The 25902-nt window shown below is 34.7% G+C and carries 30 protein-coding genes and 1 riboswitch; of the genes, 23 read left to right on the top strand and 7 right to left on the bottom strand.

The window, feature by feature from the left end:
* Positions 1–330: 330 nt before the first annotated feature.
* The 6 genes from EGX95_RS14930 to EGX95_RS14905 all read left to right on the top strand — a co-directional run bounded on the left by EGX95_RS14930 (position 331) and on the right by EGX95_RS14905 (position 7112).
* Complete coding sequence (locus tag EGX95_RS14930) at positions 331–2097, top strand: DUF4430 domain-containing protein (RefSeq protein WP_001241084.1); 1767 nt, start codon at positions 331–333, stop codon at positions 2095–2097.
* A 57-nt stretch (positions 2098–2154) separates the two neighbouring features.
* Positions 2155–2997, top strand: coding sequence for a DUF4430 domain-containing protein (locus EGX95_RS14925; protein ID WP_000041428.1), 843 nt, complete (start codon positions 2155–2157; stop codon positions 2995–2997).
* 22 nt (positions 2998–3019) lie between these two features.
* Positions 3020–3898 (top strand): energy-coupling factor transporter transmembrane component T, encoded by an 879-nt coding sequence (locus tag EGX95_RS14920; RefSeq protein WP_063246662.1) that lies wholly within the window; start codon positions 3020–3022, stop codon positions 3896–3898.
* Complete coding sequence (locus EGX95_RS14915; RefSeq protein ID WP_002028034.1) at positions 3871–5532, top strand: ABC transporter ATP-binding protein; 1662 nt, start codon at positions 3871–3873, stop codon at positions 5530–5532. The genes EGX95_RS14920 and EGX95_RS14915 overlap by 28 nt, the downstream gene beginning before the upstream one ends.
* Positions 5505–6206: an ECF transporter S component gene (locus tag EGX95_RS14910; RefSeq protein ID WP_000044891.1), complete on the top strand. Its 702-nt coding sequence runs from the start codon at positions 5505–5507 to the stop codon at positions 6204–6206. Before EGX95_RS14915 ends, EGX95_RS14910 begins: the two co-directional genes overlap by 28 nt.
* A gap of 183 nt (positions 6207–6389) precedes the next feature.
* Positions 6390–7112 carry a YwiC-like family protein gene (locus tag EGX95_RS14905; RefSeq protein ID WP_000779948.1) on the top strand — a complete coding sequence of 241 codons (723 nt, stop codon included), beginning with the start codon at positions 6390–6392 and terminating at the stop codon, positions 7110–7112.
* 32 nt (positions 7113–7144) lie between these two features.
* Here the strand turns inward: EGX95_RS14905 and EGX95_RS14900 are convergent, their stop codons facing one another.
* A complete protein-coding gene (locus tag EGX95_RS14900; RefSeq protein ID WP_000545001.1) occupies positions 7145–7336 on the bottom strand; it encodes a hypothetical protein in 192 nt (63 codons plus the stop codon).
* Between the two features lie 122 nt (positions 7337–7458).
* Positions 7459–7557: riboswitch (SAM riboswitch) on the top strand.
* Between the two features lie 100 nt (positions 7558–7657).
* Between EGX95_RS14900 and EGX95_RS14895 the strand changes: the two genes are divergently transcribed.
* From EGX95_RS14895 to EGX95_RS14880, 4 genes are all read left to right on the top strand, one after another.
* Positions 7658–7915, top strand: a complete 258-nt coding sequence (locus tag EGX95_RS14895; protein ID WP_000171478.1) for a hypothetical protein — start codon at positions 7658–7660, stop codon at positions 7913–7915.
* Positions 7916–8167: 252 nt separating this feature from the next.
* A complete protein-coding gene (locus EGX95_RS14890) occupies positions 8168–8557 on the top strand; it encodes an SWIM zinc finger family protein (protein WP_000271500.1) in 390 nt (129 codons plus the stop codon).
* Between the two features lie 23 nt (positions 8558–8580).
* Positions 8581–9156 (top strand): NAD(P)H-dependent oxidoreductase, encoded by a 576-nt coding sequence (locus tag EGX95_RS14885; protein ID WP_001101673.1) that lies wholly within the window; start codon positions 8581–8583, stop codon positions 9154–9156.
* On the top strand, positions 9153–9506 hold the full coding sequence (locus EGX95_RS14880; protein WP_001004515.1) for a hypothetical protein: 354 nt from the start codon (positions 9153–9155) through the stop codon (positions 9504–9506). The genes EGX95_RS14885 and EGX95_RS14880 overlap by 4 nt, the downstream gene beginning before the upstream one ends.
* Positions 9507–9546: 40 nt before the next feature.
* Here the strand turns inward: EGX95_RS14880 and EGX95_RS14875 are convergent, their stop codons facing one another.
* Positions 9547–10893 (bottom strand): short-chain fatty acid transporter, encoded by a 1347-nt coding sequence (locus tag EGX95_RS14875; RefSeq protein WP_000490024.1) that lies wholly within the window; start codon positions 10891–10893, stop codon positions 9547–9549.
* A gap of 427 nt (positions 10894–11320) precedes the next feature.
* On the opposite strand from EGX95_RS14875, the gene alo reads away from it, so the two are divergent.
* From alo to EGX95_RS14850, 5 genes are all read left to right on the top strand, one after another.
* The gene (alo, locus tag EGX95_RS14870; RefSeq protein WP_000787695.1) at positions 11321–12841 is read left to right on the top strand and encodes an anthrolysin O/cereolysin O family cholesterol-dependent cytolysin Alo; all 1521 of its coding nucleotides are present in this window, start codon (positions 11321–11323) and stop codon (positions 12839–12841) included.
* A gap of 252 nt (positions 12842–13093) precedes the next feature.
* Positions 13094–13840 carry a DUF7225 domain-containing protein gene (locus EGX95_RS14865; RefSeq protein WP_000158218.1) on the top strand — a complete coding sequence of 249 codons (747 nt, stop codon included), beginning with the start codon at positions 13094–13096 and terminating at the stop codon, positions 13838–13840.
* Between the two features lie 384 nt (positions 13841–14224).
* Complete coding sequence (locus EGX95_RS14860; protein ID WP_000813653.1) at positions 14225–14782, top strand: TetR/AcrR family transcriptional regulator; 558 nt, start codon at positions 14225–14227, stop codon at positions 14780–14782.
* A gap of 14 nt (positions 14783–14796) precedes the next feature.
* Positions 14797–15159: a DMT family transporter gene (locus EGX95_RS14855; protein WP_001198604.1), complete on the top strand. Its 363-nt coding sequence runs from the start codon at positions 14797–14799 to the stop codon at positions 15157–15159.
* The gene (locus EGX95_RS14850) at positions 15156–15575 is read left to right on the top strand and encodes a YvaD family protein (RefSeq protein ID WP_001080896.1); all 420 of its coding nucleotides are present in this window, start codon (positions 15156–15158) and stop codon (positions 15573–15575) included. Before EGX95_RS14855 ends, EGX95_RS14850 begins: the two co-directional genes overlap by 4 nt.
* A gap of 161 nt (positions 15576–15736) precedes the next feature.
* Here the strand turns inward: EGX95_RS14850 and EGX95_RS14845 are convergent, their stop codons facing one another.
* Positions 15737–16279: a transcriptional regulator gene (locus EGX95_RS14845; protein WP_000066859.1), complete on the bottom strand. Its 543-nt coding sequence runs from the start codon at positions 16277–16279 to the stop codon at positions 15737–15739.
* A 125-nt stretch (positions 16280–16404) separates the two neighbouring features.
* Between EGX95_RS14845 and EGX95_RS14840 the strand changes: the two genes are divergently transcribed.
* From EGX95_RS14840 to EGX95_RS14830, 3 genes are read left to right on the top strand one after another with little or no spacing between them, the layout of a single operon-like run.
* Entirely contained in the window at positions 16405–16644 is a 240-nt protein-coding gene (locus EGX95_RS14840) for a PLD nuclease N-terminal domain-containing protein (RefSeq protein WP_001175970.1), read from the top strand.
* Positions 16641–17546 carry an ABC transporter ATP-binding protein gene (locus EGX95_RS14835; RefSeq protein ID WP_000763103.1) on the top strand — a complete coding sequence of 302 codons (906 nt, stop codon included), beginning with the start codon at positions 16641–16643 and terminating at the stop codon, positions 17544–17546. The genes EGX95_RS14840 and EGX95_RS14835 overlap by 4 nt, the downstream gene beginning before the upstream one ends.
* Positions 17543–18331 carry an ABC transporter permease subunit gene (locus EGX95_RS14830; protein WP_123805641.1) on the top strand — a complete coding sequence of 263 codons (789 nt, stop codon included), beginning with the start codon at positions 17543–17545 and terminating at the stop codon, positions 18329–18331. The genes EGX95_RS14835 and EGX95_RS14830 overlap by 4 nt, the downstream gene beginning before the upstream one ends.
* Before the next feature lie 359 nt (positions 18332–18690).
* Here EGX95_RS14830 and EGX95_RS14825 read toward each other — a convergent pair whose 3' ends face one another.
* The 3 genes from EGX95_RS14825 to EGX95_RS14815 form a co-directional block, all read right to left on the bottom strand.
* Positions 18691–19950 carry a serine hydrolase domain-containing protein gene (locus tag EGX95_RS14825; protein ID WP_000768703.1) on the bottom strand — a complete coding sequence of 420 codons (1260 nt, stop codon included), beginning with the start codon at positions 19948–19950 and terminating at the stop codon, positions 18691–18693.
* A 100-nt stretch (positions 19951–20050) separates the two neighbouring features.
* Positions 20051–21250 (bottom strand): MFS transporter, encoded by a 1200-nt coding sequence (locus tag EGX95_RS14820; RefSeq protein WP_001190341.1) that lies wholly within the window; start codon positions 21248–21250, stop codon positions 20051–20053.
* A 15-nt stretch (positions 21251–21265) separates the two neighbouring features.
* Positions 21266–21682 (bottom strand): MarR family winged helix-turn-helix transcriptional regulator, encoded by a 417-nt coding sequence (locus EGX95_RS14815; RefSeq protein WP_000343680.1) that lies wholly within the window; start codon positions 21680–21682, stop codon positions 21266–21268.
* A gap of 189 nt (positions 21683–21871) precedes the next feature.
* Between EGX95_RS14815 and EGX95_RS14810 the strand changes: the two genes are divergently transcribed.
* The 4 genes from EGX95_RS14810 to EGX95_RS14795 all read left to right on the top strand — a co-directional run bounded on the left by EGX95_RS14810 (position 21872) and on the right by EGX95_RS14795 (position 24556).
* Entirely contained in the window at positions 21872–22774 is a 903-nt protein-coding gene (locus EGX95_RS14810; RefSeq protein ID WP_000594873.1) for an intracellular short-chain-length polyhydroxyalkanoate depolymerase, read from the top strand.
* 60 nt (positions 22775–22834) lie between these two features.
* Positions 22835–23062, top strand: coding sequence for a hypothetical protein (locus EGX95_RS14805; RefSeq protein WP_000546480.1), 228 nt, complete (start codon positions 22835–22837; stop codon positions 23060–23062).
* A 113-nt stretch (positions 23063–23175) separates the two neighbouring features.
* The gene (locus EGX95_RS14800) at positions 23176–24372 is read left to right on the top strand and encodes an MFS transporter (RefSeq protein WP_000027644.1); all 1197 of its coding nucleotides are present in this window, start codon (positions 23176–23178) and stop codon (positions 24370–24372) included.
* Entirely contained in the window at positions 24356–24556 is a 201-nt protein-coding gene (locus tag EGX95_RS14795; protein WP_000166303.1) for an NETI motif-containing protein, read from the top strand. Before EGX95_RS14800 ends, EGX95_RS14795 begins: the two co-directional genes overlap by 17 nt.
* 101 nt (positions 24557–24657) lie before the next feature.
* On the opposite strand, the gene EGX95_RS14790 is transcribed toward EGX95_RS14795, so the two are convergent.
* The gene (locus EGX95_RS14790) at positions 24658–25068 is read right to left on the bottom strand and encodes a DUF4279 domain-containing protein (RefSeq protein WP_000323206.1); all 411 of its coding nucleotides are present in this window, start codon (positions 25066–25068) and stop codon (positions 24658–24660) included.
* Between the two features lie 269 nt (positions 25069–25337).
* Between EGX95_RS14790 and EGX95_RS14785 the strand changes: the two genes are divergently transcribed.
* Entirely contained in the window at positions 25338–25796 is a 459-nt protein-coding gene (locus EGX95_RS14785) for a VOC family protein (protein ID WP_001992609.1), read from the top strand.
* Positions 25797–25902 lie beyond the last annotated feature (106 nt).

Below are 25902 nucleotides of genomic sequence, written 5' to 3'. Positions count from 1 at the left end.
AAGTTACTATTCTTAGAAAATAAATCCGATAAAGCATGGACAAAATTCTTTGTCAATAGTAAAATAATACAGAAATTTAAAATTAACAGAATGTATAGGTTTATCGTTTTACGATAACTTAAATGGAAGTAAGTTGTGCCTAGAAAAGTGAATGTTATCACAATGATACGTTCATGAACAAAATTATTTTTCCTATACAAATATAGCCGCGAATGATGCGGGTAGGAGGTGTTGCACAGTTTGTTCGACACTTACAAAAAAAGAGTGTCAATTGCACGCCCTTGAAGGGCCTTTTTTTGTGTGAATAGTAGTAAGGGAGGAAATTTTGGGATGGCAATGTTAAAAAAATGGCTGCTTACGTCGTTAATGGCCGTTACACTTGTATTTGTTTCTTTTGCGAATACAGTACATATTACGTTTGCTGAAGGAAATACAGCAAAACTTGCAATTATTGGTGAATCACAAAAGGGCATTATGTTATGTCCGAAAGAAGAGCAAATTAAAGATGGGGAAACAGCTTTAAGCTTGCTACAAAAAGTCATGGGGGACAAAGTAGAAGCTGAAACGATGTCGTTTGGAACGTATGTAAAAGGCATTGATGGCTTAATGGCCGGGGCTACAAGCGGCTGGCTATATGATGTAAATGATCAATCTGCAGAAGTTGGAGCGGATAGTTATAAATTAAAATCTGGAGATGTTGTTGTTTTCCGATTTGTTTCAGATTGGAACAATATGAGTCAAGAAACATTACAACAAACATTAGATAAATTTGGTACTTGTAAAACTGTAGAAGAACCAAAAACAGATGATCCAAAACAAGAAAAACCAGAAGAACCAAAGACGGATGATCCAAAGCAAGAGAAACCAGAAGAACCAAAGACGGATGATCCAAAACAAGAAAAGCCAGAAGAACCGAAGACGGATGATCCAAAACAAGAAAAACCAGAACAACCAAAGCAAGAGAACATTCAAGTTCCAGCAGCACAAGTAAATGACGCGATCTCTAAAACATCTGAAAAGATGTTACAAGATGGAATTGAAAGTGATTGGGTAGCGCTAGGTCTTTCTCGTTCTGGAAAGGATATACCAATCGAGGCGAAATTAAATTATGTTAAGGCTGTAACTGAAAAGGTAGAAAAGCGCGTTAATCGTTTTTCAGCGACAGATTTAGCTAGAACAATTATTATGATGAATGCAATGAATGCAGACCCAAAAATGGTAGGCGAACATAATTTAGTTCAAAAATTGTACGAATCAGATAAAGTGAATTCTGTTACAGGTTATACATTTGCTTTACTTGCATTTGATACGAAAAAATATGAAATTCCAGTAGATTCAAAATGGAATCGAGTTGCTTTAGTAGATGCACTTTTAAACGCGCAGCATACGGATGGCGGCTGGACTTATGATAGTGCAAGCAGTAAAGACAGCGCGAGTAGCGTTGATGTAACAGGTATGGTTTTATCAGCATTAGCTCCTTATCAAGACCGTGAAGATGTGAAACCAGCTGTGCAAAAGGCTGTCGCATACTTATATAATGAACAACTAGAAAATGGTGGTTTTTCTGCTGATGGACAAGAAAATTCTAATAGTGTTGCGCAAGCAATTATTGGATTATCACTTGTGAAAGATGTAGATCAAAACCGTCTACATAAGGCGATGCAAAATCTATTGTCATATCAACTTCCAAATGGTGAATTTAAATGGTTACCAGGCGATCAAAACGGTAGCGGAATGGCAACAGAGCAAGCGTTATTAGCTTTACTTCAGTTTAAAGATCTTGGAAAATCGATTTATGACTGGTCAACGGAATCTGTTACTGAAATTAATCCAAAACCAAATGTAGATTCAGAAAATGTTGTGGTGGAAAAAGAAGTTACTGAACAACCAGAAGAACAAAAACAAGTGCAACAAGAAACAAAAGATGACACTTTAAAAGTTGTTGTGGATAACGAACCGGTTAAAAATAAAAAATCCGGAAACGGTAGCATATTACCGAAAACAGGAGCATCTTCTCATAGTGCAGCGGCAGAAGTAGGTATGGGTGTATTATGTATTGCTTCTGCATATGTATTATGGAGACGTAAAGCAGCTTAACAAAAATTAGGAGCAATCATTTGCTCCTAATTTTTAATATGAAAGGTGAGAGGCAACATGAGTAAGATGAAATGGTTTATTTCTTTACTGCTTTCACTTGGGCTACTTGCTGGATGTGAAGAAGCAGCTGTAAAGCCTGAGAAGAAAGTAGAACCAAAGCAAGAAGAAGTAGCAAAACAAGAAGAGAAAAAAGATGAAGCGAAGCCGGAAGAAAAACCGGAGGAAAAACAAGCTGAACAAGAGCAAAATAAGCAAGACGAACAGAAAGAAAAGCAAGAGCAAAAAGTAGAAGAGAAGCCGAAAGAAGAAAAGCCACAAGCACAACCGGAAGTACAGAAAGAAGAAAAAAAGCAGGAACAGCCTGTCGCTACTAAGCAACCAGAACAACAAAAAGCACAAGAAGAGAAACAACAAGAGAAACAACAAGAGCAACAACCGAAAGCACCAGAAGTAAAAGAAGAAGCGAAGGTTGTAAATCAGCCGAAAGAAACACCGAAGCAGGAGCAAAAAGTTGATCCGAATAAAGAGGAGAAAACGATACCGACTCCGCCAGTACCAATTCCTGAACCACCAAAACCAGATCCAGTACCAGTACCTAAAGCAAAACAAGTTACGATCTCAGTAAAAGGTAATGAAGGATATTTATTAGGTGCGAAAAAGGTGGATGTACAAGACGGCGATACTGTTTATAAAGTATTGCAGCGTACAGGTTTAGATGTGGATGCAAGTGGATCTAAAGGCGATGTTTACGTAAAAGGTATTAATGATTTATATGAAAAAGATGTTACTGCTACTAGTGGATGGAAATATCGTGTGAACGGGGCATTTCCAAATCATAGTGCAGGTGTAGTAACAGTTAAACCAGGAGATACAATCGAGTGGGTGTATGTATTAAAATAAGAAAGGCATTTGGTAAAGGACTATGAAAATAAGTTTTTCTTCTTTACATCCTTTTGTGAATTTTTCCTATTATATCGGGGTGATGATACTATGTATGACGTGTCTTCATCCTCTTTTTTTAATTGGAGCGATACTATTAATCGTTATGTTAAATATAATGCAAGGGAATAGCGAAAAGATAAGAAAAATGTTACCGAGCACAATTATTTTCTTTTTTATGCTCATTTTATTCAATTCGTTATTCACGCATAGAGGCCGAACGACATTATTTTGGTTAGGTGATAGTCGTATTAAACTTGAGGCAATTATGTTTGGGTTAGTAATGGGGTTATTACTAGTGGCGATTATGTTTACGTTTGCTTCGTATAATGATATTATTACAAGCCATAAATTTTTATATTTATTTTCTAGAATTTCACCGAAAGTAGCATTGTTAACGATGATTACAGTGAGATTTGTTCCTTTGTTTATGAGACGATTACAGAAAATAACACTCGTCCAAAAGACGAAGGGTGTACAAGTAGACGCAGGTTCCATTATGGAACGGGTGAAAAATGGTATGCAACTATTGCAAGTATTATTAATTTGTTCATTAGAAGATGCACTGCAAACGGCAGATTCGATGCAAGCCCGTGGATTTGGTGTAACGAAACGTACGACATATATTCGGTATAGAATGGAAAGACGCGATTGGTATACGCTCAGTTATTTAAGTATTCTATTCATAGTTGCTATTATATGTAGTACATATGGCGGAGGAAAGTTAATCATTTATCCGAAAGTCGAATCTATTTTATTTCAGCAATACGATGGGATGATGTTTGTTGTATTTACGATGTTTATTAGTTTACCAATCATAATGGAAGGAAGGGAATGGATATGGTGGCGCATGCAGAAATAAACAATTTATCATTTGTATATGCTGATGAAAACGAAGAAGCGTTACAGCATATTTCTCTTTCTGTTCAAAAAGGAGAGTTTATTGCACTTGCTGGAGGATCAGGATCTGGAAAGACGACTTTATTAAAACATTTTAAAAAAGAATTACTTCCAATTGGTAAGCGTACTGGGGATATATATTATGATGGTACTTTATTAGAAAATGTACCGGACTTGTTATCTGCCCAAGAAATTGGCATGGTATTTCAAAATCCAGAAAATCAGCTCGTAATGGATACGGTCATTCAAGAATTAGCATTTTCTTTAGAAAATATCGGATTACCATCTCATATTATTCAAAAACGAATAGCCGAGCTTATTAGTTTCTTAGGATTTCAAGATTTATTGCATCAATCTGTTCATACGTTATCTGGCGGGCAGAAGCAACTTGTCAATTTAGCTGCCGTATTAGTTATGCAGCCGAAGTTACTATTATTAGATGAACCAACTGCGCAGTTAGATCCAATTGCTGCGAAAGAGTTTTTAGGGTTGTTAAAGCGTATTAATGAAGAACTTGGCATTACGATCGTTTTAAGTGAACATCGTTTAGATGAAGTAATACCACTTGCAACGCGCGTTATTTGTATGAGTAACGGCCAAATCGTGTATGACGGTAGTCCGAAAACGGTTGTAGCGAATATGTGGGAAGTAGAAAAGTTCCGTCCATTTATTCCGCAAATTCCAAGATTGTTTTTAGAGTGGAATGCGAAAGATATTCCGTTTACAGTGCGAGAAGCACAAATGAAAATGAATGATTTTTCAGCGATATCATATGTAAATGAGCCAATAGTACAAAGTGAAAAGCAAGAAGTCATTTTAAGTGCCGAGCATATTTCGTTCCAGTATGAAAAGAATAGTCCGCTCATTTTACGAGATTTAACAGTATCGATTGAAAAAGGAAAATGGGTAGCTCTCGTTGGAAAAAATGGTACAGGGAAGTCTACACTGTTAACGATTTTAGCAGGGTTACAAAAAGCGAGAAGAGGGAAAGTAAAGTGGAATGGGAAAGTGATACATAAAATTGATTCGAAAGAACGATTTAAAAGTATTGGGTATGTATCGCAGCATCCGTATTATCATTTTACATTTGATACAGTGTGGGACGAGGTGTATGAACGAGCACGTGAATTATATGGAGAACAAGGAAAAGAAATAGCAGAACATCAGCTTAAAAAGTTTTGGCTATATGCACTTAAAGAACGCCATCCACATGATTGTAGCGGGGGAGAGCAACAACTACTTGCATTATGTACAACGTTATTATCAAAGCCGACTTTATTATTACTGGATGAACCGACAAAGGGACTCGATCCATGGAAGAAAGAAAGAGTAGGAGAGCTATTTAGGAAGTTGCAAAAAGAAGGTACAACAATTGTAATGGCAACGCATGATATTGAGTTTGCAGCGAAATACGTTGATCAATGCATGATGTTATTCGACGGAGCAGTCATTATGAATGATGCACCGAAAGAATTTTTTAGTGGTAACTTCTTTTATACAACTTCTATTAACCGATTCATTCGAAAAGAATTGCCATATGCATTAACGTGGGAGGATGTGTACGAAGCGTGTCCAAACGATATGTTGCATTCATAATATGTATTTTTGCAGTAATAATAGGCACATTACTCTTTACTACACTTATCATGGATGGTTATTACCTGTTAAGTAGTTTGTTTTTATTAGTTGTTATTATGTTACCTTTCTATATCCGTTTTGAAAGGAAGGCATTTGTTTCACGTGAAATTGTTCTCGTTGCCGTATTAGCGGCAATTGCAGCAGTTAGCCGCGTACCATTTTCTATTTTACCGAGTGTACAACCGACTTCTTTTGTCATTATCGTTTCTGCAATTGTGTTCGGAAGCGAAACTGGATTTATGATCGGGGCAACAGCGGCTATCGTATCTAACATTTTTTTAGGACAAGGTCCGTGGACGCCGTGGCAAATGTTTTCATGGGGGATGATTGGTTTTATAGCAGGCTTACTTCGCAATACATTTTTAATGAAAAAGTTATGGGGGAGACTACTATATGGGTTCTTCGTGGGCTTTTTATTTGGCTGGATCATGAATTTCTGGGGGCTTCTCGGTTTTATACGTGAAGCAACGTGGGAAGCTGTCATTTCATATTATATCGCAAGTTTTTATTTCGATTTGAGCCATGCGATTTCGAATGTTGTGTTCTTACTATTATTTAGTACTTCTTGGATTACGATTCTTACAAGATTTAAAAGGAAATACGGCATATTAGATAAGCATAACATGGCATAGAAAAGCATACTCATATAAGGTAGGGTCGCGACTTACATATTCGTTTGCCTCTTTCATGCTTCTTACATATTGTAAGGAGCATTTTTTATTGTCAAAAAATAGTCCAATATATATCCGTTACTATATAAAATTATTTGTATAATAGTAGGTGAGAATTATTTTCAAAAGGGAGGTGTATAGTTAATGAAGTTAGTTATTCCGAAGCAACATGGTGCATGGGCGATGCTTATTATACCATTTCTATTAAGTGTCATACTTGGGAAACCTACTATATATCATATTCCATTGTTTATAGCTTGGTTCTTTATCTATTTAGCTACGTATCCATTTCTTACGTACATAAAGCAAAGACGAAAAAGAGAGTATTTACATGCAGCAATTGTATATTTTTTGATTGCGTTCGTATTTGGGATGATTTCTCTATTATATGAATGGCGCATTCTTTTATTCGTAATAGTCATGATTCCATTCTTTATAGTAAATATGTATTACGCTCGTCAAAAAAATGAAAGAGCATTATTAAATGACGTTAGTGCAATTATTGTTTTCTGTATTGGTGGTTTAGTTAGTTATTATTTTTCAATGAAACTGATAGATAAAACTGCATTATTTATTGCGCTTATTTCATTTTTATATTTTTTAGGAAGTACGTTTTATGTGAAAACGATGATACGTGAGAAAAATAATCCGAAGTATCGTTATATATCTTGGGGTTATCATATCATGTTAACGGTCATCGTATTTGCTATTAATCCGTTGTGTTCTCTTATTTTTATACCAAGTGTCATTCGAGCCATTATATTGTATGGCAAAAAAATTTCTATTATAAAAGTAGGGATTTTAGAAATTGTGAATTCTGTATATTTTTTAATCATAACGGCAATAATTATGAAGTATGCCATTTGAAAAAACTTCCCACCTTATGATGGGAAGTTTTTTCAATCTTGTTCTAAAATATGAACGGTGTAATCGCAGCGTTGAATAGCTTGTTCGATCGCATAAAGAGATTGCTCAATTCGAGCGCGATTAAAATCTTTTTCAACAGTCTGTAATGCTGCTTCTAAACATTGTTTTGCTTCTTGTAATGATTGAAAAGAGTCTTGGACATATCCGCGGGCATTTTCGTGCATTTCATAATCCTCCTTGCATACTCATATATGTATAGTATGAACAGTAAAGAAGAAAATATAATTTGTTATATTTGTTTGACAATTGAAATGAAATTACGTATAGTAAGAATTAAGTGAATATTTTCTTATCCAGAGAGGTGGAGGGACTGGCCCGATGAAACCCAGCAACCGCGATGCAGGTGCTAATTCCAGCAGAACATATTTGTTCTGGGAGATAAGACGAAGATATATACGTAACTTCTTCTTATCGGAGAGGTTTTTTTATTGCAAAAAAACCGATTACGAAAATTTATATTAAGAAGAAAGGGGTTGCGCGTTACTGTGACACTCGAAAAATACGTAAAACTGCGTAGTACAGTTTATGAATATATGATAGAGCAAGATAAGCCGATATCATTGTTAGATATTCAAGAACATATCGTTTCGCATCATGAAGGAAAATTCACGAAAAAGATGTTACATCAATTTTATTTATCAAGATTATTAGATGAACTGAAACTGGATGGGAAAATTACATTAGCTGATGAATATCTCTATACTGAAAAAGGGGTATTTTATAAAGCGAGAAAAGGGAGCTAAGCTCTCTTTTTTTGAAGTATGTAGAGTAAAAGACTGCTTAAGCAGCCTGATACAGGGAATGGTGTTGAGTGTGTAGTGTCAAAGATTGAATGTGCCTGAAAGAGGCACTTCATATCGGCTGCAAATGAAAAGAGACACCTTCGCCGAATAGGTGTCAGTCGTTTTGTCATATAGACTTGCTATTTGACAGTTATTAGAATAACATGCAGTGGCTCTAGAAGTCAAAAGGGAATTAAAGGAAGAGGGATTGTTATGTACGCTTATTTGTTACATGATATAACGAAATGGATTCCTAAGTACATTATGGATAAAGGGTATGAATATTATGAAGAAGGACATGTAGAAGATGTTGAAATACAAGACAAGAAAATATTTGCTTTCGTTACTGGAAATGCAGGGGACGATGAAGTGATTATTGATCTTGAAGATTTTGCAAAAAGTAGCTGCGAGTGTCCGTATGAGAATCTTTGCAAACATATGGCGGCAGTTGTTTATGATATTCAAAGTGCTGGTGAGAGTACGGTTAAATCGAAATTGCAAGGTTTAGAAAAAGAAGAGTTACTTACAGTATTAAACCGGTTGTTACAAAGTTCAAAAAACGTGCAAATTGTGGAGAAGATGTTAAAGAAGGGGAAACTTTAACTTATAAAGGGAGTTGTTTTGTAGTGAATGTACTTATTGTATACGCTCATCCTAGTCCTTCAAGTTTTAACGCGGCAATTTTAAATCATGTGCAAAAAGGACTACAGGAAACAAATCATTCAGTTACCGTACTTGATTTATATAAGGAGCAATTTGATCCAGTCCTTGTATTTAATGAAGAGAAGAAAAGACGTGACTTAGTAAATGAAGAAGAAACAGCTCGGTACAGAACATTAGTAGAAGAAGCGGATATGTTTCTATTCATCTATCCGATATGGTGGTGGGGGATGCCAGCTATTTTAAAAGGATTTATTGATCGTATTTTCGTTGCCGGATTTGCTTATAAATATGAAGGTGCTCTGCCGAAAGGGTTATTGAAAGGGAAGAAGGCGTGGGTGATTAATACGCTAGATTCACCGTTATGGTACGTCGCACTATTATATCGATCAGCAGATTGGATTATAATGAAGAGAGGTGTCTTACGTTTTTGCGGCATTCGCGATATAAAACGGTCAGTTTTTCAATCTGTGAAAACGAGTAAACGAGAGAAGCGGGAAAAGTGGTTATTACAAATAGAAGAAAAGGCTCGTACATTATGAATGAAATGGAACGTATTATAAACTGTTGTGGGTATGATAACGAACTTTTTCGAACGTATATTACATGTTTGCTTCAATTGAAAAAATGTAGTGAAATATTTGGGCAAATTCAAATAGAGTTAAGAAATGATTACTTAATAAGAGGAATTTGTGAAAGAGAAGTTGATGAAGTAGTAAGGGGAAGTAAAGAATATGATACATATTTTCTTCCTAAAGCTTTACAGTGGAACTTCTTGAGGGAAAATCCACATCTGATTGAAAAAGTATGTGAAGATTTTTTTGCATTTGAGGCATTACACCTTACGGAGATAGAGTGGAAGACCATAATAAATTGCGTGGGAAATAAATGATTTATTATGTAAAAAAGCTAGTATAAAACTAGCTTTTCGTTTAAATAAATAAGAAACATAGACTAATGATAAATCCTGCATATAGTAAGTTCACAACGCAAAATCCCATAATATCACGAGCACCTAAACCTGCTATCGCTAATGCCGGTAATGCCCAGAATGGTTGAATTAAATTCGTCCAAGCATCTCCCCAAGCAATGGCCATTGCTGTTTTTGCAGCAGGTACACCAAGTTCAGCGCCAGCTGGAATCATAATGGGTGCTTGCACAGCCCATTGACCGCCACCAGATGGAACGAAAATATTAACGATGCCAGCACTTAAAAAAGTAAAGAGCGGGAAAGTTGTTTCGTTTGAAATGCTAATAAAGAAATTCGAAATAGCTCCTCCAAGTGAAAGGCCTTCACTATTTGCTCCAATCATCATCCCCATAATTCCTGCATAAAACGGAAATTGAAGTAAAATACCAGAAGCACTTTTCGTAGAGTCTGAAAAAGCACGAATATATCGAATCGGAGTACGGTGGAAAATAAGTCCAGCAATTAATAGCATGAAAATAACGATATCAAGTGTAAGGTTAAAGCCTTTCGTATAAAAGTAATTGAAAATATAAATGAGACCTAACAATCCAACGCAAAGTGTAATGATGATACTATTTTCCATTTTCTCAGCGAACGTATTTTTCCCTACCTCTTGAGCCGCAGCTTCTTCATGAAACACGCTAGGGTCTACTGTAATCGTATGTTTTTCATCTGGATGCATCGCCTTATTAATGAGAGGCATCGTAACTAAAAAGATAATAACTGGAACGAGGGCGTATGGTGAGAATAACGTTTCAGTGATTGGAATCGCTTCTTTAATACTTCCAGCTGTCGTTTTCATTAACGTTTCTCCGCCTGTTGCTAACGTAAGAGGGATAGAAGCAGAAAGCCCCGCATGCCAAATGAGAAATCCAGAGTAAGAAGAAGCAATTGCCAGTCTATAATCTAATCCTTCCAGCTGTCTTGCTACTTCCTTTGCATATAAAACAGATACAACAATACCAAATCCCCAGTTTATGTACGCCCCTAGTAAACTTACGATTGAAATGGCAATAATACCTTGTCCATTTGTTTTTGGTAGTCTTGCCGCTTTCGTTAATCCTTTTTTAATAAGAGGAGCGTTTGCTAAAGCAGATCCTGTCACGAGTACAAGTGCCATTTGCATAGAAAAGGCGAGAAGTCCCCAAATGCCATTACCCCAGTGATTAATCATTTCCACAGGTGTTTGATGCGTTGCAAACATACCAAAGAAGATAACGAAAACAGTTAATAAACATGATAAAATAAACGGTTCTGGCAAGAAGCGTTGCACTAAGGCGACGCAACCATTAGTAAAAGAACGAAACAAAATAGATCAACCTCCTTATGTATATGTATTACAATTATTCGAGGTTGTTTCGTTCATAACCTCTTAAAAATAGAAAATTCTGATATTTTTAAAAGGATTGAAATATGTTCAAGAAGAGTGGTAGCATCATCACCCTGACAGAAAAAGTTGCTTTTTCCCTAATATGAAATATTGCATATAAAAATGAATTGATGCAAATGTAAAAGCTTATTATAATGAAAGCATAAATATACAACACATCTTAATACAGCAAAGAGGAGGAAGGAATATGGAAATCGCAATGGCAGTTTTAAAATTTTTAGGTGGAGTAATTCCTTTAGTTCAAGAACTTTTAAAAGCGTTTATGTAAGTTTATTCGTTAGCTATCATATATCCATCATTATTATATCTTACTAAAAAAAGAACGGGGTGATTTTTTCTGAATATTATGAAAAATTTTAAGGGAAGAAAGTTCCTTACATGTGTATTAGTTAGTCTATGCACTCTTAATTATTCATCTATTTCTTTCGCAGAAACACAAGCCGGTCATGCAAATGATATAACTAAAAATGCTAGTAGCATTGATACTGGTATAGGGAATCTTACATATAATAATCAAGAGGTTTTAGCTGTAAATGGTGATAAAGTAGAGAGTTTTGTTCCGAAAGAAAGTATCAATTCAAATGGTAAATTTGTAGTAGTGGAACGTGAGAAAAAATCACTTACAACGTCACCAGTCGATATTTCGATTATTGATTCTGTAGCGAATCGTACGTATCCAGGAGCTGTACAACTTGCCAATAAAGCTTTTGCAGACAATCAACCGAGTTTATTAGTGGCTAAGAGAAAGCCTTTGAATATTAGTATAGACTTACCTGGTATGAGAAAAGAAAATACAATCACTGTCCAAAATCCGACATATGGTAATGTGGCTGGAGCAGTAGATGATTTAGTATCTACTTGGAATGAAAAGTATTCCACAACACATACGTTACCTGCAAGAATGCAGTATACAGAATCTATGGTGTATAGTAAAGCACAAATCGCAAGTGCTCTTAATGTTAATGCTAAATATCTTGATAACAGTCTAAATATTGACTTTAATGCAGTTGCAAATGGAGAAAAGAAAGTGATGGTGGCCGCATATAAACAAATATTTTATACTGTAAGTGCTGAACTACCTAACAATCCATCTGATCTCTTTGATAATAGTGTTACTTTTGGTGAGTTAACTCGTAAAGGAGTAAGCAATTCGGCTCCACCTGTTATGGTTTCAAATGTAGCTTATGGTAGAACGGTTTATGTAAAATTAGAAACAACATCTAAGAGTAAAGATGTACAAGCTGCTTTTAAAGCTTTACTTAAGAATAACAGCGTTGAAACGAGTGGGCAGTACAAAGATATTTTTGAAGAAAGTACCTTTACTGCTGTCGTATTAGGTGGAGATGCGAAAGAGCATAACAAGGTTGTTACAAAAGATTTCAATGAAATCCGAAATATCATTAAAGATAATGCTGAATTAAGTTTTAAAAATCCAGCATATCCAATTTCATATACAAGCACGTTCTTAAAAGATAATGCAACTGCTGCTGTTCATAACAATACAGATTATATCGAGACGACAACTACAGAATATTCAAGTGCTAAAATGACACTTGATCATTACGGTGCTTATGTTGCTCAATTTGATGTATCTTGGGATGAATTCACATTTGATCAAAATGGGAAAGAAATACTAACACATAAAACATGGGAAGGTAGTGGCAAAGACAAAACAGCTCATTATTCTACAGTAATCCCTCTTCCACCAAATTCAAAAAATATAAAAATCGTAGCAAGAGAATGTACAGGTCTTGCATGGGAATGGTGGAGAACAATTATTAATGAACAAAATGTTCCATTAACAAATGAAATAAAGGTTTCAATTGGAGGAACAACATTATACCCAACGGCTAATATTAGTCATTAGGTTGGAGCAAAGCGCCCTGTTTATAGGGCGCTTTTTTTACTTAGGTGAAAGGTAGATTGGCGTTTCTCGCCTTCAAATTCATATTTTACTCTAATAGTCTATGAAATTTAATTAATTAAATGTAAAATTTATATAGAAGATTATATGAATTTCTGAGGAACCCTAGATATATTATTCTACAGTTTGACCAAATGATAGAGTGAAAGTTTTGCAATGTCTAAAACGATTTAGAAACACGAGGAGAGGATTACATTGACTATTTATGAGCAATTTATAGAGGCGCTTCAAGAAAAAATAGGCGATATTGTAACATCTGCAGAGATAAAGGACAGATTAATAACAAAATTTAATACGAAACCGGGGAGTATGAATCCTGCTGATTATTGTTATAACCGCTATAACAAAGGAAGAGATGTTAATAAAAATCTGTTTATATATATAAACAAAAAAACTTATAGATATGTAGGTGAAAATTATCCTTATACTGGATTAGTTTTTCACAAGCCTAAAGGGGCAGAGTTTGAATCTGTTGTAGGTGAGTGGGATAATGGGAAACTTCTTTTTTATAAGGATCAAATAGGAATCTCACAAATTAAAAAGTTATATGAAGAATACTTTGAAATGTTAAGATTTGAAATGAATATTCTTGGTTGTAAGGCGACTGAATTAAGACATCTTATAGGTCGTCTAGGTGAATTTTTTTGTGTCCTTTACACGAATGGTGAGCTATCCAAAGTGACGAATCAGCATGGATATGATGTCATTAAAGATGGAAGAAGAATAAGTGTTAAAACAACTGCCCAAGAAAAAGGGTTTATCACAATCAATCAAAATACATTTGACCAATTCGATGACTTCTTCGTAGTTCAGTATAAAGATGATGATTTGAAAGTAATATTTTATGGGCCAAAGGAAGAGATCCCATCACTTAGACCATATGGGAATACTTATGAGGTTGATATACATTCTTTAAAGAGAGTAGAAAAGACACTCGTATAAGGGTATCTTTTTTTGCAGAAGTAAGCAGCTCCAACGATGATTATTCAGCTTTGTAATTGTTATAGGAATCATATGAAATCAAAAATATTAGTGCGCAGTGACTAATATTTTCTATCCAGCCCCATCAAGCTAAAAAAGAACATATACTAACATATTCTTATAGAGCTGCATGTAACTTTTTTAAGGCTTCATGCATCAGTGTGGTTCTATACATTCACTTGATTGTTGAATATGCAGGAATGTTCCTCATTGCTCTCATGTTTATCTGTTTTGAGATAAAAGTTAGAAAATTTGAAATGTTAGTTGTATACATTGTGTTAAATATTGTAAAATGAAATGGTACTAAAAAAAACAAATTGGTACCAAGGGTTCAGGGGGCGGATTATGAAGCAAAGAATAGTAACAGAAACAATTCATCAAATTCAAACGAAGGGGTTTACATTTACAATTAGTGATTTAGCAAAACAATTAGCTGTCAGTAAGAGGACAATCTATGAGCACTTTTCTTCAAAAGATGAAATAGTAGATGAAGTTATTCGTAATGTAATAGAAAGTATTCAAGAAAAGGAAAAAAATATCGCTGAAGATGATACGTTACAAATAGTTGACAAAATAAGACTCATCTTAATTTGCATTCCACAACAATTTACATTTATGGATGCACGTTTATTAGTAGAACTAAAAAAACATCATTATTACCAATGGTTAAAATTAGATGAGTTTTTACGTGAAGGCTGGTCTACTGTAATTGGCTTAATAGAAGAGGGAATGAGAGAAGGTAGCATAAGAAAAATTCAAATTCCGTTTTTTATTGAAGTGTATTTAGGGGCACTGAATCGCATATATGATCCTATGTTTATTGAAAAGAGTGATTATACATTGGGAAGTATGCTTGAATCGATTATGGACATGTTACTATATGGCATTTCTAATTCGAAATAGAAGGTGGGAGAGTAGTGCAGTGGATTTATTTATGTTTAGCAATTTTATTTGAGGTAGCAGGTACAACTGCGATGAAACTATCTGATGGATTAACGAAACTTGTACCAAGCATTCTTATTTTTGTATTTTATGTAGTAAGTTTTGCATTTCTGTCATTTGCATTAAAAGGGATGGAGATGTCCGTTGCATATGCGGTGTGGTCAGGTATGGGAATTGTAACGATTACAACAATTGGTTTTATTTATTTTGGAGAAAGTATCAATATAATTAAGATACTAGCAATTCTTTTTATTTTAATTGGAGTCGTAATATTAAATTTTAATAGTGCGGCACATGAAGCGAAGAAAAAAGAAATGGTGGAGGAACGTATACATTGAATCGATTAAAGTATTTTTTCTTTATTACTGATTTTGGGTTTGTTGTATATTGGCTCATAACAATTTTTCATATGATTCCGCAAGAATATTTGTTTAAAGATTATGAAGATCCTATTTTAGTAGCATGGAATTGGTCTTTCTTGCCTCTAGATTTGTTAATCTCGTTAACGGGATTTTTAAGTTTGTATTTGCATTCTAAACAAAAACATACTTGGAGCCACTTTGCATTTCTATCATTAATTTTAACTTTTTGCTCAGGGTTACAAGCTCTAGCATTTTGGACAATTCGTTTAGATTTTGATATGTCTTGGTGGATCCCTAATTTATATTTGTTAGTTTACCCATGCTTCTTTTTTAAAAGTTTTTGGAGAGAGTGTGGATCGTATGAGATTAACACGAGAAAAGAATTCATGTAATATAGATAGCAACTTTAAGCACATTCGAATTCTAGATTTTAAAACATTTCAGTTTCTAGATCCGTTTTTTTCGCCAGCTATACAGCAAAAGTCAAAATGAAGATAGCCGATGATTCCTACGGTAAGGAATCATCGGCTTGTATTATGTATGTTGAGTGAGTTCACGTTTCTGGAATAATTGTAATAGCGATGGTCCGAACCGGAGCCTCTATTTCATCTTTATTTTGGCTATTGTAGTATTTAATCATTAATTCGTTAAGTTCGCTTTGAAATTTTCCAAAGCGTTCTTCATCTAGCTTTAATTCCACTACAGAAAAAGTAGCAGTATCTTCTTGACTGTTTTGTTCCTCTAATTTCTTAAGGTAACTTTGATATTGTGTCATAAGTGATAACTGATAATAGGAAATGTAGTTTAATTTTTCATCATCAGATAAGCCTTTCCATTCACTTCCTTCAATTTTTGCATCTTCTTCATTGATTGCGTAATATTTTTCAGAAACAGATTTTACCTTTTTTTCTTTAATTACATGGACGATACCAGAATCAACCATAGTTTGTAGCTGTCTATATAGTGTAGCTTGTGGTACATTTTTAATGATTTTTACCATTTCTAACGGTGTTAGCCCATTTTCCTTATTTCTCATTAACACTTGGCAAATTTTCATTCTTACTGGATGCATTAAAATTTCAACTTTATTACTCATTCGCTCACCTTATTTATCATATATTTTTATTCTCATTATAAATAATGAGAATAATGTTTGCAATTCATTCGTTTATGATTTATCATTATCAATAATGAGAATGAATTTAGGGAGGAATGACAATAATGCAACTACATTATGGATTGAATGATCTTAAAGACATTGATATTATGACTTTTCTACCTATTATATTGCCAGTTATTGCAGTGGGGGCACTTTTAGTTTTTATTGCATTCATTGATTTATACCGAAATAGAAAAACAAGAAAAAATGTACTTGTATGGACGTTCATTATTCTTTTCGTTAATATATTGGGACCTATCTTGTACTTTGTTATAGGGAGAAAGGACAGTGGGAAATTATGAAATTAGAGATTAAAAATGTAACAAAATCATTTAAAGGAAAAATTGCTGTCAATAATTTCTCGATGGAACTGCAAGCGGGGGAATGCGTCGGATTAATTGGACCAAACGGAGCAGGAAAATCTACATTAATAAAAGTAATTTCGGATATTACTAATCCAACTGCTGGTGAAGTTTTATTGAATGGGATAAAAATATCAAAAATGAAAAGTGAAATTGGTTATTTACCTCAATATCCTAATTTTTTTCATTGGATGACAGCGAGAGAAACGCTTATGTTTATGGGCCAACTTTCGGGATTGAATAAAGTAGAATTGTCAAAGTCAATTCCAGAAATTTTAGAGAAAGTTGGACTAAAGGGTGAAGAAAACGCAAAGGTTAGTACATTTTCTGGTGGAATGAAACAACGACTTGGTATTGCACAAGCATTATTGCATAAACCTTCGCTTATTGTCATGGATGAACCGGTATCCGCATTAGATCCGATCGGCCGGCGAGAAGTATTGAATCTGATTGAAGAAATAAAAAAAGATACAACCATTTTATTATCAACCCACATCTTAAGCGATGCAGAAGAAATCTGTGAACGATTTGTCATTATAAAAGATGGAACAAAAATAGAAGACACAACGATTACCGAACTTTTACACCGTAATAGTGAAAATAAATTGATTATTGAAATAACAACTAAAGATCAAAAGTGGATTGAAGTTGTAAAAAAATTACCGTATGTGAAGGACGTAGAAGTGGTTGGGCTTAAAATCAAAGTGAAGGTTGAAAGTATCGAAATCAATAAAAATATGTTACTGCAAAATGCACTCGAACATAAAGTGAACATCGTTAAATTTGAAATGAGCAACGATACTTTAGAAGAAATTTTTTTGAAATTGGTGGTGCAAAAATGAACAACTCAATTGTATTGATAAAAAAAGAATATGTTCAAATGTTACGTGATTTTAAGATTATTTGGCTACCAATTGTTTTTATATTTTTAGGCGCGACACAACCGATAGTAACTCATTATTTACCATCAATTCTAGAAGCATTAGGTGGAGGGCAGGGAATTATCATTGATCCAAATATGGCAACACAAAAAGGAGGCGTAGTATTAGCAAGTACATTAGGATCCCAGTTTGATCAGCTTGGACTTATGATTCTAGTGATTTCTATGATGGGTGCAATTCAAACCGATAAAGAAAATGGCATGTTGGCCTTTATTTTAACAAGGCCAGTTACTGTTACTTCATATGTAGGTGGGAAAATAGTGTCAAACTATTTAATGGTAGCGTTTAGTGTAACAATTGGATACGTAACTTCTTATCTATATGTAAATTTTCTTTTTACTGCCGTTCCATTTGCGCACCTAATTACTGGATTACTATTGTATCTAATTTGGATTCTTTTTATCGTATCTTTCACAACAATGATAAGTACTATTTTTCACAGTCAAGGTATGATTGCATTAATTTCAATTGTTTTCCTTTTAGCCTGTAGAGTAATCGTCGGTTTGAATCCAATAATGGATTTGCTTAATCCAGCAAGTATGAGTAAGTATGCAATGGAAACGTTAGTTACGGGGGGCGTACATTCAAACGCAATAATTACAGGAGTACTAACTATAGTTTGGATCTTATTGACACTCTTCGTAACGTATTATTGGATTGCTAATAAAAAGTTTCATTATGAATAAACGTGATGAGGGTAATGGGGTGTTGGAAGTACTACGAGAACAGTAGTGCCATATGAATAAGGGACAATAAAAAAATTCTGGATGCAAGAGGATTTTTTTATTGGGAATAGTAAGGAGGAGGGGAGGTGCATTACATATGGGAAAAGGTAGAAGTAATAATGCTGGTAAAAAGCAACCAAATTTCGATGATTCATCTAATTTCGCTAAACAAAGTCAACCGACAGAAAAGAAGAAGAAATAAAAAAAGGAGCTCTCTTTATGAAGAGAGCTCCTTTTTTTAGATATATTGATGTTTCAACACAACAGATCGTGTGTTCAATCAAATAGTCATACATGTAAGGTTTAAACTCCTGCTTCCACTACTGTGGAAGCTTCTCTAAATGATGTGCAATATCAATATACATATTGGAGTAAACGGAATGGATTTCATTACTTGGCGTAGCGTTAGAAGAGAAGTGGACAATTACCATATTCGCTTTCGGATCGATGTAAAGTGTTTGTCCGTAACTACCTAACACTTCGAAAGCACCTTGTTCATTGTGCGGAATCCACCATTGATTATGATAAGAAATGGAAGCGCCAGGGCCAACTGCAAGTTCACCTTCTTGAACATTTTTTATTTCTTCAGTAATAGAAGAAGGGAGAATTTGTTTTCCGTTATATTCCCCGTTATTTAATAATAATTGTCCGAATCTCGCCATATCTCTAGCAGTTGCATTTAAACCAGCGCTTGCTTGTTCAACTCTTGTTTCATCTGTAACGTAATACGCGTTTTCTTCCATACCAATTTGAGACCAAATGAGCTCACTAACGTTTTCAGCTAATGATTTACCAGTAATCGTTCGAATAATCCAAGCAAGTGTTTCTGCTGATCCATTATCGTAAGAAAAATCGGAACCAGGCGGTGCAGTTTCTTCTGCTTCTCGTAACATATCATAAATTTTCATGGGACCATCGTAATTTTTACCTCGAGGTAAAATATTGCTTGCCAAGTATAGTTGTGCATCTTGATTTTCTAACGCTGGATGTTCATATCCGTGAGTAGGATATTCTACAGAAACTTGCATATCCAATAATTGCTGAAGCGAGGCTTTACCAAACGGTGTATTTTTTAATTCTTTTATATATGTGTCAGCTTTTTTTTCTAAGTCAATACGATTTTCTTCAGCGAGAGATTGTATTATTGCTCCGGTAAATACCTTTGCTAATGACGCCATACCATGCGGTTCGCTTTCTTTATATCCATTGAAATATCGTTCATATACAAGTTGTCCATTATGTACAACGACAAAAGCATCCGTTTTGTTATCGTCTAAAAGTTTTTTTAGAGGAGTTGTATTTCCAAATCTACGCTCTACAGCAAAATCGTCTAAGTTTTGCAAAGCGGTAGAGAAATGGGAAACTTGATCTGGGTTATGATTTACCTCGTTAATTAAAGTGAATTCTTTCATATGTGTATACGACCAACGTAAGTACGGGTCATCTAGCCAATTTTTTTTCGTCACGTTATTTTTCGATGGGATTGTTTTATTGTGTTTGAAGTATGTAAAACCGAGCCCTGTAATTACAAATATGAATGTGATTATGAGTAAGAGTAGGGGAGATTTTTTTAGTTTCATAGGGGTCCCTCCTTTTTATTTCTATTATAAGTATACGCTTCAATTGAAAGAAATACAAAATAAGGAAAGTAAACGGATAAGTTTACTTTCCTTATTTACGTTAAGCGGATATTTGTCCGTCTGTTCGCTGTTTCTTGAATTTTTGTTTTCGTCCGTGTAATCCATAGTATAAAAGTAAAGTGAACGCAACGATAATAGCTGCGATGAAATACATATTATGGTAACTTGATTTCGCTGCGACGATACCTAAAATGAAAGAACCAAAACCGAGCCCACTATCAAAGAATGAGAAGTACGTAGCTGTCGCAGAACCACGTCGATGGTTTGCAGCGGCAGAAATCGCAATCGTTTGGAAGCTTGGAATTAATGTTCCGTAACCTAGACCGATTAACATACCTGCGCCAAGGAACCAAAACGGAGTTTGAGCTTGGCTTAAAATGAACATACCAATTGTGAAAATAATGATAGCTGGGTAAACAAGTACATTTTCACCGAAGCGATCAAAAATCTTTCCTGTAAATGGACGAGAAATGACAACAACGAGTGCGTATAAAATAAAGAAGTAACTAGCAACTTCTCCTAAACCGAGCTCTTTCGCATAAATAGGAATAAAGGATAAAATACCACTATAAGAAAAGGCTAAAACAAATCCTGTCAGAGCGATTGGAATAGAAGCAGGTTCAAGTAAGTCTTTCCATTTCATTTTTTCTCGTTTTTGTTTGCTCACTGGTACTTCATGCGGAATATTTACAAGTAGTCCTAATAAAAATGCAAGCAATGAAAATACGGAACAAACGATAAATAGTACAGTGAATGAAAAATGAGAAATAATTGTTAAACCTAAAAAAGGACCAATTACCATTGGCAGACTCATAAATACGCCGAAATAGGCAAGTGCTTCGCCTCTTCTATGAGCTGGCGCAACATCTGTGACAATCGTACCAGTTGCAGTTGTTGCCATACCGAACCCAATACCATGTAAGAAGCGAAGGGCAAGTAATAAAAATAAACTTTGTGCACCGAAATACATAACGGTAGCAGCTAAAAATAGTGAAAGTGAAATAAATAAAATTTTCTTTCTCCCTAATTCATCAAGCCATTTTCCTGTAAATGGTCTACATAAAACAGATGAAATAAGAAAAACAGTTGCAACTAAACCAATTTCCTCAGGTTTTCCTTTTAGGCCGTCTATTACATAGACGGGTAAAGTAGTCATAAGCATATAAAATGTTAAGAAGAGAAATAGACTACTAAAACAAGTTCCGAGGAAATCCTTCGTCCAAAGTTTCTCACTTTGCATGGTCATCCCTCCAAGTTAATCTAAGTTTTTAATAATTTGTTGTAACACTTGAAATGCTTGATGTAAATCATCTTCGTTAATACCTTCTAGTGTCTTTTCTTCGAAAGTATCCACTTCTTCTTGCCATACCGGAATCATTTTTATCGCTGTTTCTGATAACGAAATGAGCTTCTCACGGCGATCTTTTCCTTCTGTACGAATAATCCAGCCCATCGTTTCCATACGTGTTAACGTACGGGTCATCGTTGGTGATTCAACGTTTAAATACTGACATAATTCTGTTTGCGTACAAGAACCAGTTTGATTGATACGGAAAATAACAGCCCACTGCGCACTAAATAACCCAGTTGGAGATACGCGTTCATTAAATTTCTTCGTAAACTTGCGAGAAGTCTGGCTGACGATGTGAAAAAAATGTTGTTTTTCGTCCATGTATTTTGATCCTTTCAAATTAGTTACCTAGCTAACTATATACTTTTTTATTTTAATTGTCTAGTAATAGACATGTTGATTTATGTAAAAAATTCTTATAGGTTTTATGTTGCGAACGTATATTCTACGTGCTATTCTTTAAGTAAGTAAAGAATTTTCTTTCTATTAAATAGAATGGGGGAACTTGTGATGATTAAGCCTGCAACAATGGAGTTTGTTTCACTATCGAACGGAGAAACGATTGCATATCAGGAAGTTGGAAGGCGAAATACAGATATTCTTGTACTTATTCACGGGAACATGACATCGTCACAACACTTTGATTTAGTTATTGAAAAGCTGCAAGATCAATACCATATTTACGCTCTCGATTTAAGAGGATTTGGTCAATCAACGTATAATAAAGCGATAGATTCAATACAAGACTTTGCAGAAGATGTAAAATTATTTATCGACGGGTTAAAACTAAAGAAATTTTCATTAATGGGCTGGTCAATGGGCGGTGGTGTTGCAATGCAATTTACAGCGAATCACCCAACTTTTGTAGAAAAGTTAATTTTAGTAGAATCAGTAGGAATGAAAGGATACCCAATCTTTAAAAAAGATACGAATGGGCAGCCGATTGTATCAAGTTTAGTAAAGACGAAAGAAGAAATTGCGCAAGATCCAGTACAAATCGCTCCAGTGCTAGACGCGATAAAAAATATGAACAAACTATATTACCGTACAGTATGGAATCTATTAATATATACACATAATCAACCTGAACCGGATCGTTATGAAAAGTATTTAGATGATATGTTAACGCAACGTAATTTCGTAGATGTGAATTATGCGCTCATTACATTTAATATTTCAGATGAACATAATGGGGTTGTAGAGGGAAGTAAGCAAATTCATCATATTAAAGCGCCGACACTCGTCATACAAGGTGACAGAGATTATGTCGTACCGCAAGTAGTCGGTGAGGAGTTAGCAAAACATTTGCCAAATGCAGAGTTGAAGGTATTAGAAGATTGCGGTCATTCGCCGTTTATTGATTGTTTAGATGTATTTATAAAGCATGTAGAGGATTGGTTAGAACAGAAATAATCCCCGAAATGAAAGGTATTGCATATACTATAACATTGTAAGTAAAAGGAGAGATTATCCATGCACCATCCGTTCTTCATTGCGCATTCTCCATATAATCATCATGTGTATACAAAAATGATGATAGCTCCGCTGTATATGCAAGTTTCACCAGTTGTAGTTCCGTTACAAATACAACAGCCACCAATTGTTCATTCGCATCATTATTTGTATGAAACTGCTTTTTATAAACATCCGTATTTCAAGCAATTCCATAACAATGTGAAAGCACAAGTTTGGGAAGGATAAGAAGCTAAAAGATTCATTCTTTTAGCTTCTTTTTTATTGCGAATATTCGTACACGCATTTGTAGAAACAGTTTATAATGAAAAGTGGAAAGCGTGAGAAGGAGAGGGAAAGGGATGTCGATACGTTTTACTTTTTGGATTATGGTTGGGATTGTAGCAATTTCGGGTTTGTCACAAGGTATGCTCTTACCTGCCATTGCAATGATTTTTGAACAAGAAGGGGTTAGTTCAAGTATTAATGGTATTCATGCGACGGCATTGTACATTGGGATATTAGTTATTTCGCCGTTTCTTGAAAAACCGATGCAAAGGTTTGGAATGAAGCCAATTATCGTGATTGGTGGGTTTCTCGTTATTATTTCATTATTCTTTTTTACACAAACATTTTCGTTTTGGGTATGGTTTATCCTTAGATTTCTAGTTGGAGTGGGAGATCATATGCTACATGTCGGAACACAAACATGGATTACGACAACATCGGATCCGAGTAAAATAGGTAGACAAGTATCGATATACGGTGTATTCTTCGGAATTGGTTTTGCCGTCGGTCCGTATTTAGCAAGCACAGTTCAGTACGGTCTTGCAACGCCATTTATTATATCTACTATACTTTGTCTAATAGGTTGGCTGTTATTATTACCAACAAAAAATGCATTCCCGGCGCAAGATGAAAGAGAAGTGAAGAGTGAATCATCATTTTCACGTTATAAACAAGTTGTTGGATTAGGATGGATTGCACTGCTGGGACCACTTGCATATGGTGTACTGGAAGCAATGTTAAACAGTAACTTACCAGTATACGCGCTTCGAAAAGGATGGTCCGTTTCAGAAGTATCCTTCTTATTACCAGCATTTGCAGTTGGGGGCATTATTACACAAATTCCGCTCGGTATATTAAGTGACAAATACGGAAGGGATCGTATTTTAACGTGGACGTTCTGCATAAGTACGGGCATTTTCTTGCTTGCAGCCGTATTTGATCAATATTACTGGATCGTCTTTGCCTGCATGTTGTTAGCGGGTATGGTCATTGGATCGTGCTTCTCGTTAGGACTTGGATTTATGACAGATTTATTACCGAGACACTTATTGCCAGCAGGTAATATATTATCTGGAATTGCCTTTAGTTTAGGAAGTATACTGGGACCTGTATTAGGAGGCGTATTTATAGAAAAAATACAGTATACAAGCTTTTTTATTGCGGTTATGATTATAATAGGAATTCTCGCAATGTTATATATGATCTACATGAAGAATCAATTCGCATCAAGAAAAATAGAAAGTAGGTTAGGGCATGACAAAACAACCTAATAAAAAGAAATTTGAAGTACTCGAAAACGAAACAATTACAGACTGCTTAGCACGTATGGAACAAGAAGGCTATGCACCGTCTCGCCGCATGGAAGAGCCAATCTTTCATGAGGTGAAGAAAGACGGCAAAACAGTAGTAGAACCGTGCGGTAGGAAGATTGTTTTTGAAGGGAAATTGAAGTAATACGCTATATAAAAAGAATTTGCTTTTGGGTACAAGCAAGATAAAAAATAGAGTCACATAAAAAAACGCTATTGATTCCAATATCAATAGCGTTTTTGTTTTTAATAAATATTTAGATCAAAATGAATTTCTGCTTGAATGGAACTAGCAAAATCAATAATGTTTTTTTGTAAATACATTGCGGGTGATTCGTTATTCTCAATTTGAATGACTACCATAAATAGAAATTCTAAATCATATTTTTTCTTAAGCTGTTTTAATGGTTCTGTTTTCTCTTCAAGTGATTTTAGAATAACATACAACTGATTATTTATATCGTATGATTCTTGATAGCCAGTGCTTAAAGTCCAATTAGTTTCTTTTCTATATAGGGTTTTGGTGGATACAAGATTCGGATTATCACGTCTTGCAACAACATCACCTTTTTTATAAGTTCTTGTAGGCTCGATACTTAGGGCTTCAGTAATTGCTTCAAGGGGGAATATATCACCCGTTGCACTAAAATAAGCCATAACTTTGGTTTTATCCAGAATGGTTCCTCCTCTATTATTAAGATGTTATTTATATTACATTATAAAAACTTACAAATGTATTTACTAGAATGTAAATGTTTTTTTTATTGAATTTCGGCGTTGGGACATGAATGATAAAGCTAGATATACATACCTTTGTAGGAAAGAACAATTATACAAAAGTAGGATGCTTAAAAATATATTAATTTGTATGATAAAAACAAAATATAATTTAGAAAATCAGAATGTAGGGGAGGGAGCAATATATAATGATACAAAGCATATATGAAACTCATTTACATGTAAGAAATTTAGAAAAAGCGATAGATTTCTATCAAAATAAGTTAGGATTAACAGTAGCAAAAAAACTATTGAAAAGACGAGTTGCATTCTTTTGGGTAGGAGAACGTAAAGAGCAAATGCTTGGATTATGGGAAGTACATAGTAATGAAGATTTTGAGATGAAACACTTCGCTTTTCGTGTAGATGTAGAGTTTTTAAAGATTTCTAAATTATGGTTAGAGAATCGTGGAATAGAGGTAGTAGGGAGTCAGGGGAAAGGGAATGAAGAACCAATTGTTCAAAGATGGATGCCAGCTGCAAGCGTATATTTTCTAGATTGTGATGGAAATAAATTAGAGTTTATTTCTATGTTATATGATGATCCAGATGAATTAGAATATGCAACGTATTTAAGTGAATGGGAAGCGGAGCACCAAGAAGAATAAAGTGAAACTTTAATCAGTAGGGGTTTTATAGCTTTGTATTATGTTAAATAGATAGAGACAAAAAATCCTTCAAGAAAAGGCATGTTCTTGAAGGATTTTTTTATTG

The sequence above is a fragment of the Bacillus sp. FDAARGOS_527 genome, from assembly GCF_003812125.1.
GTDB lineage: Bacteria > Bacillota > Bacilli > Bacillales > Bacillaceae_G > Bacillus_A > Bacillus_A paranthracis.
This window is presented reverse-complemented; position numbering and strand designations above follow the sequence as displayed.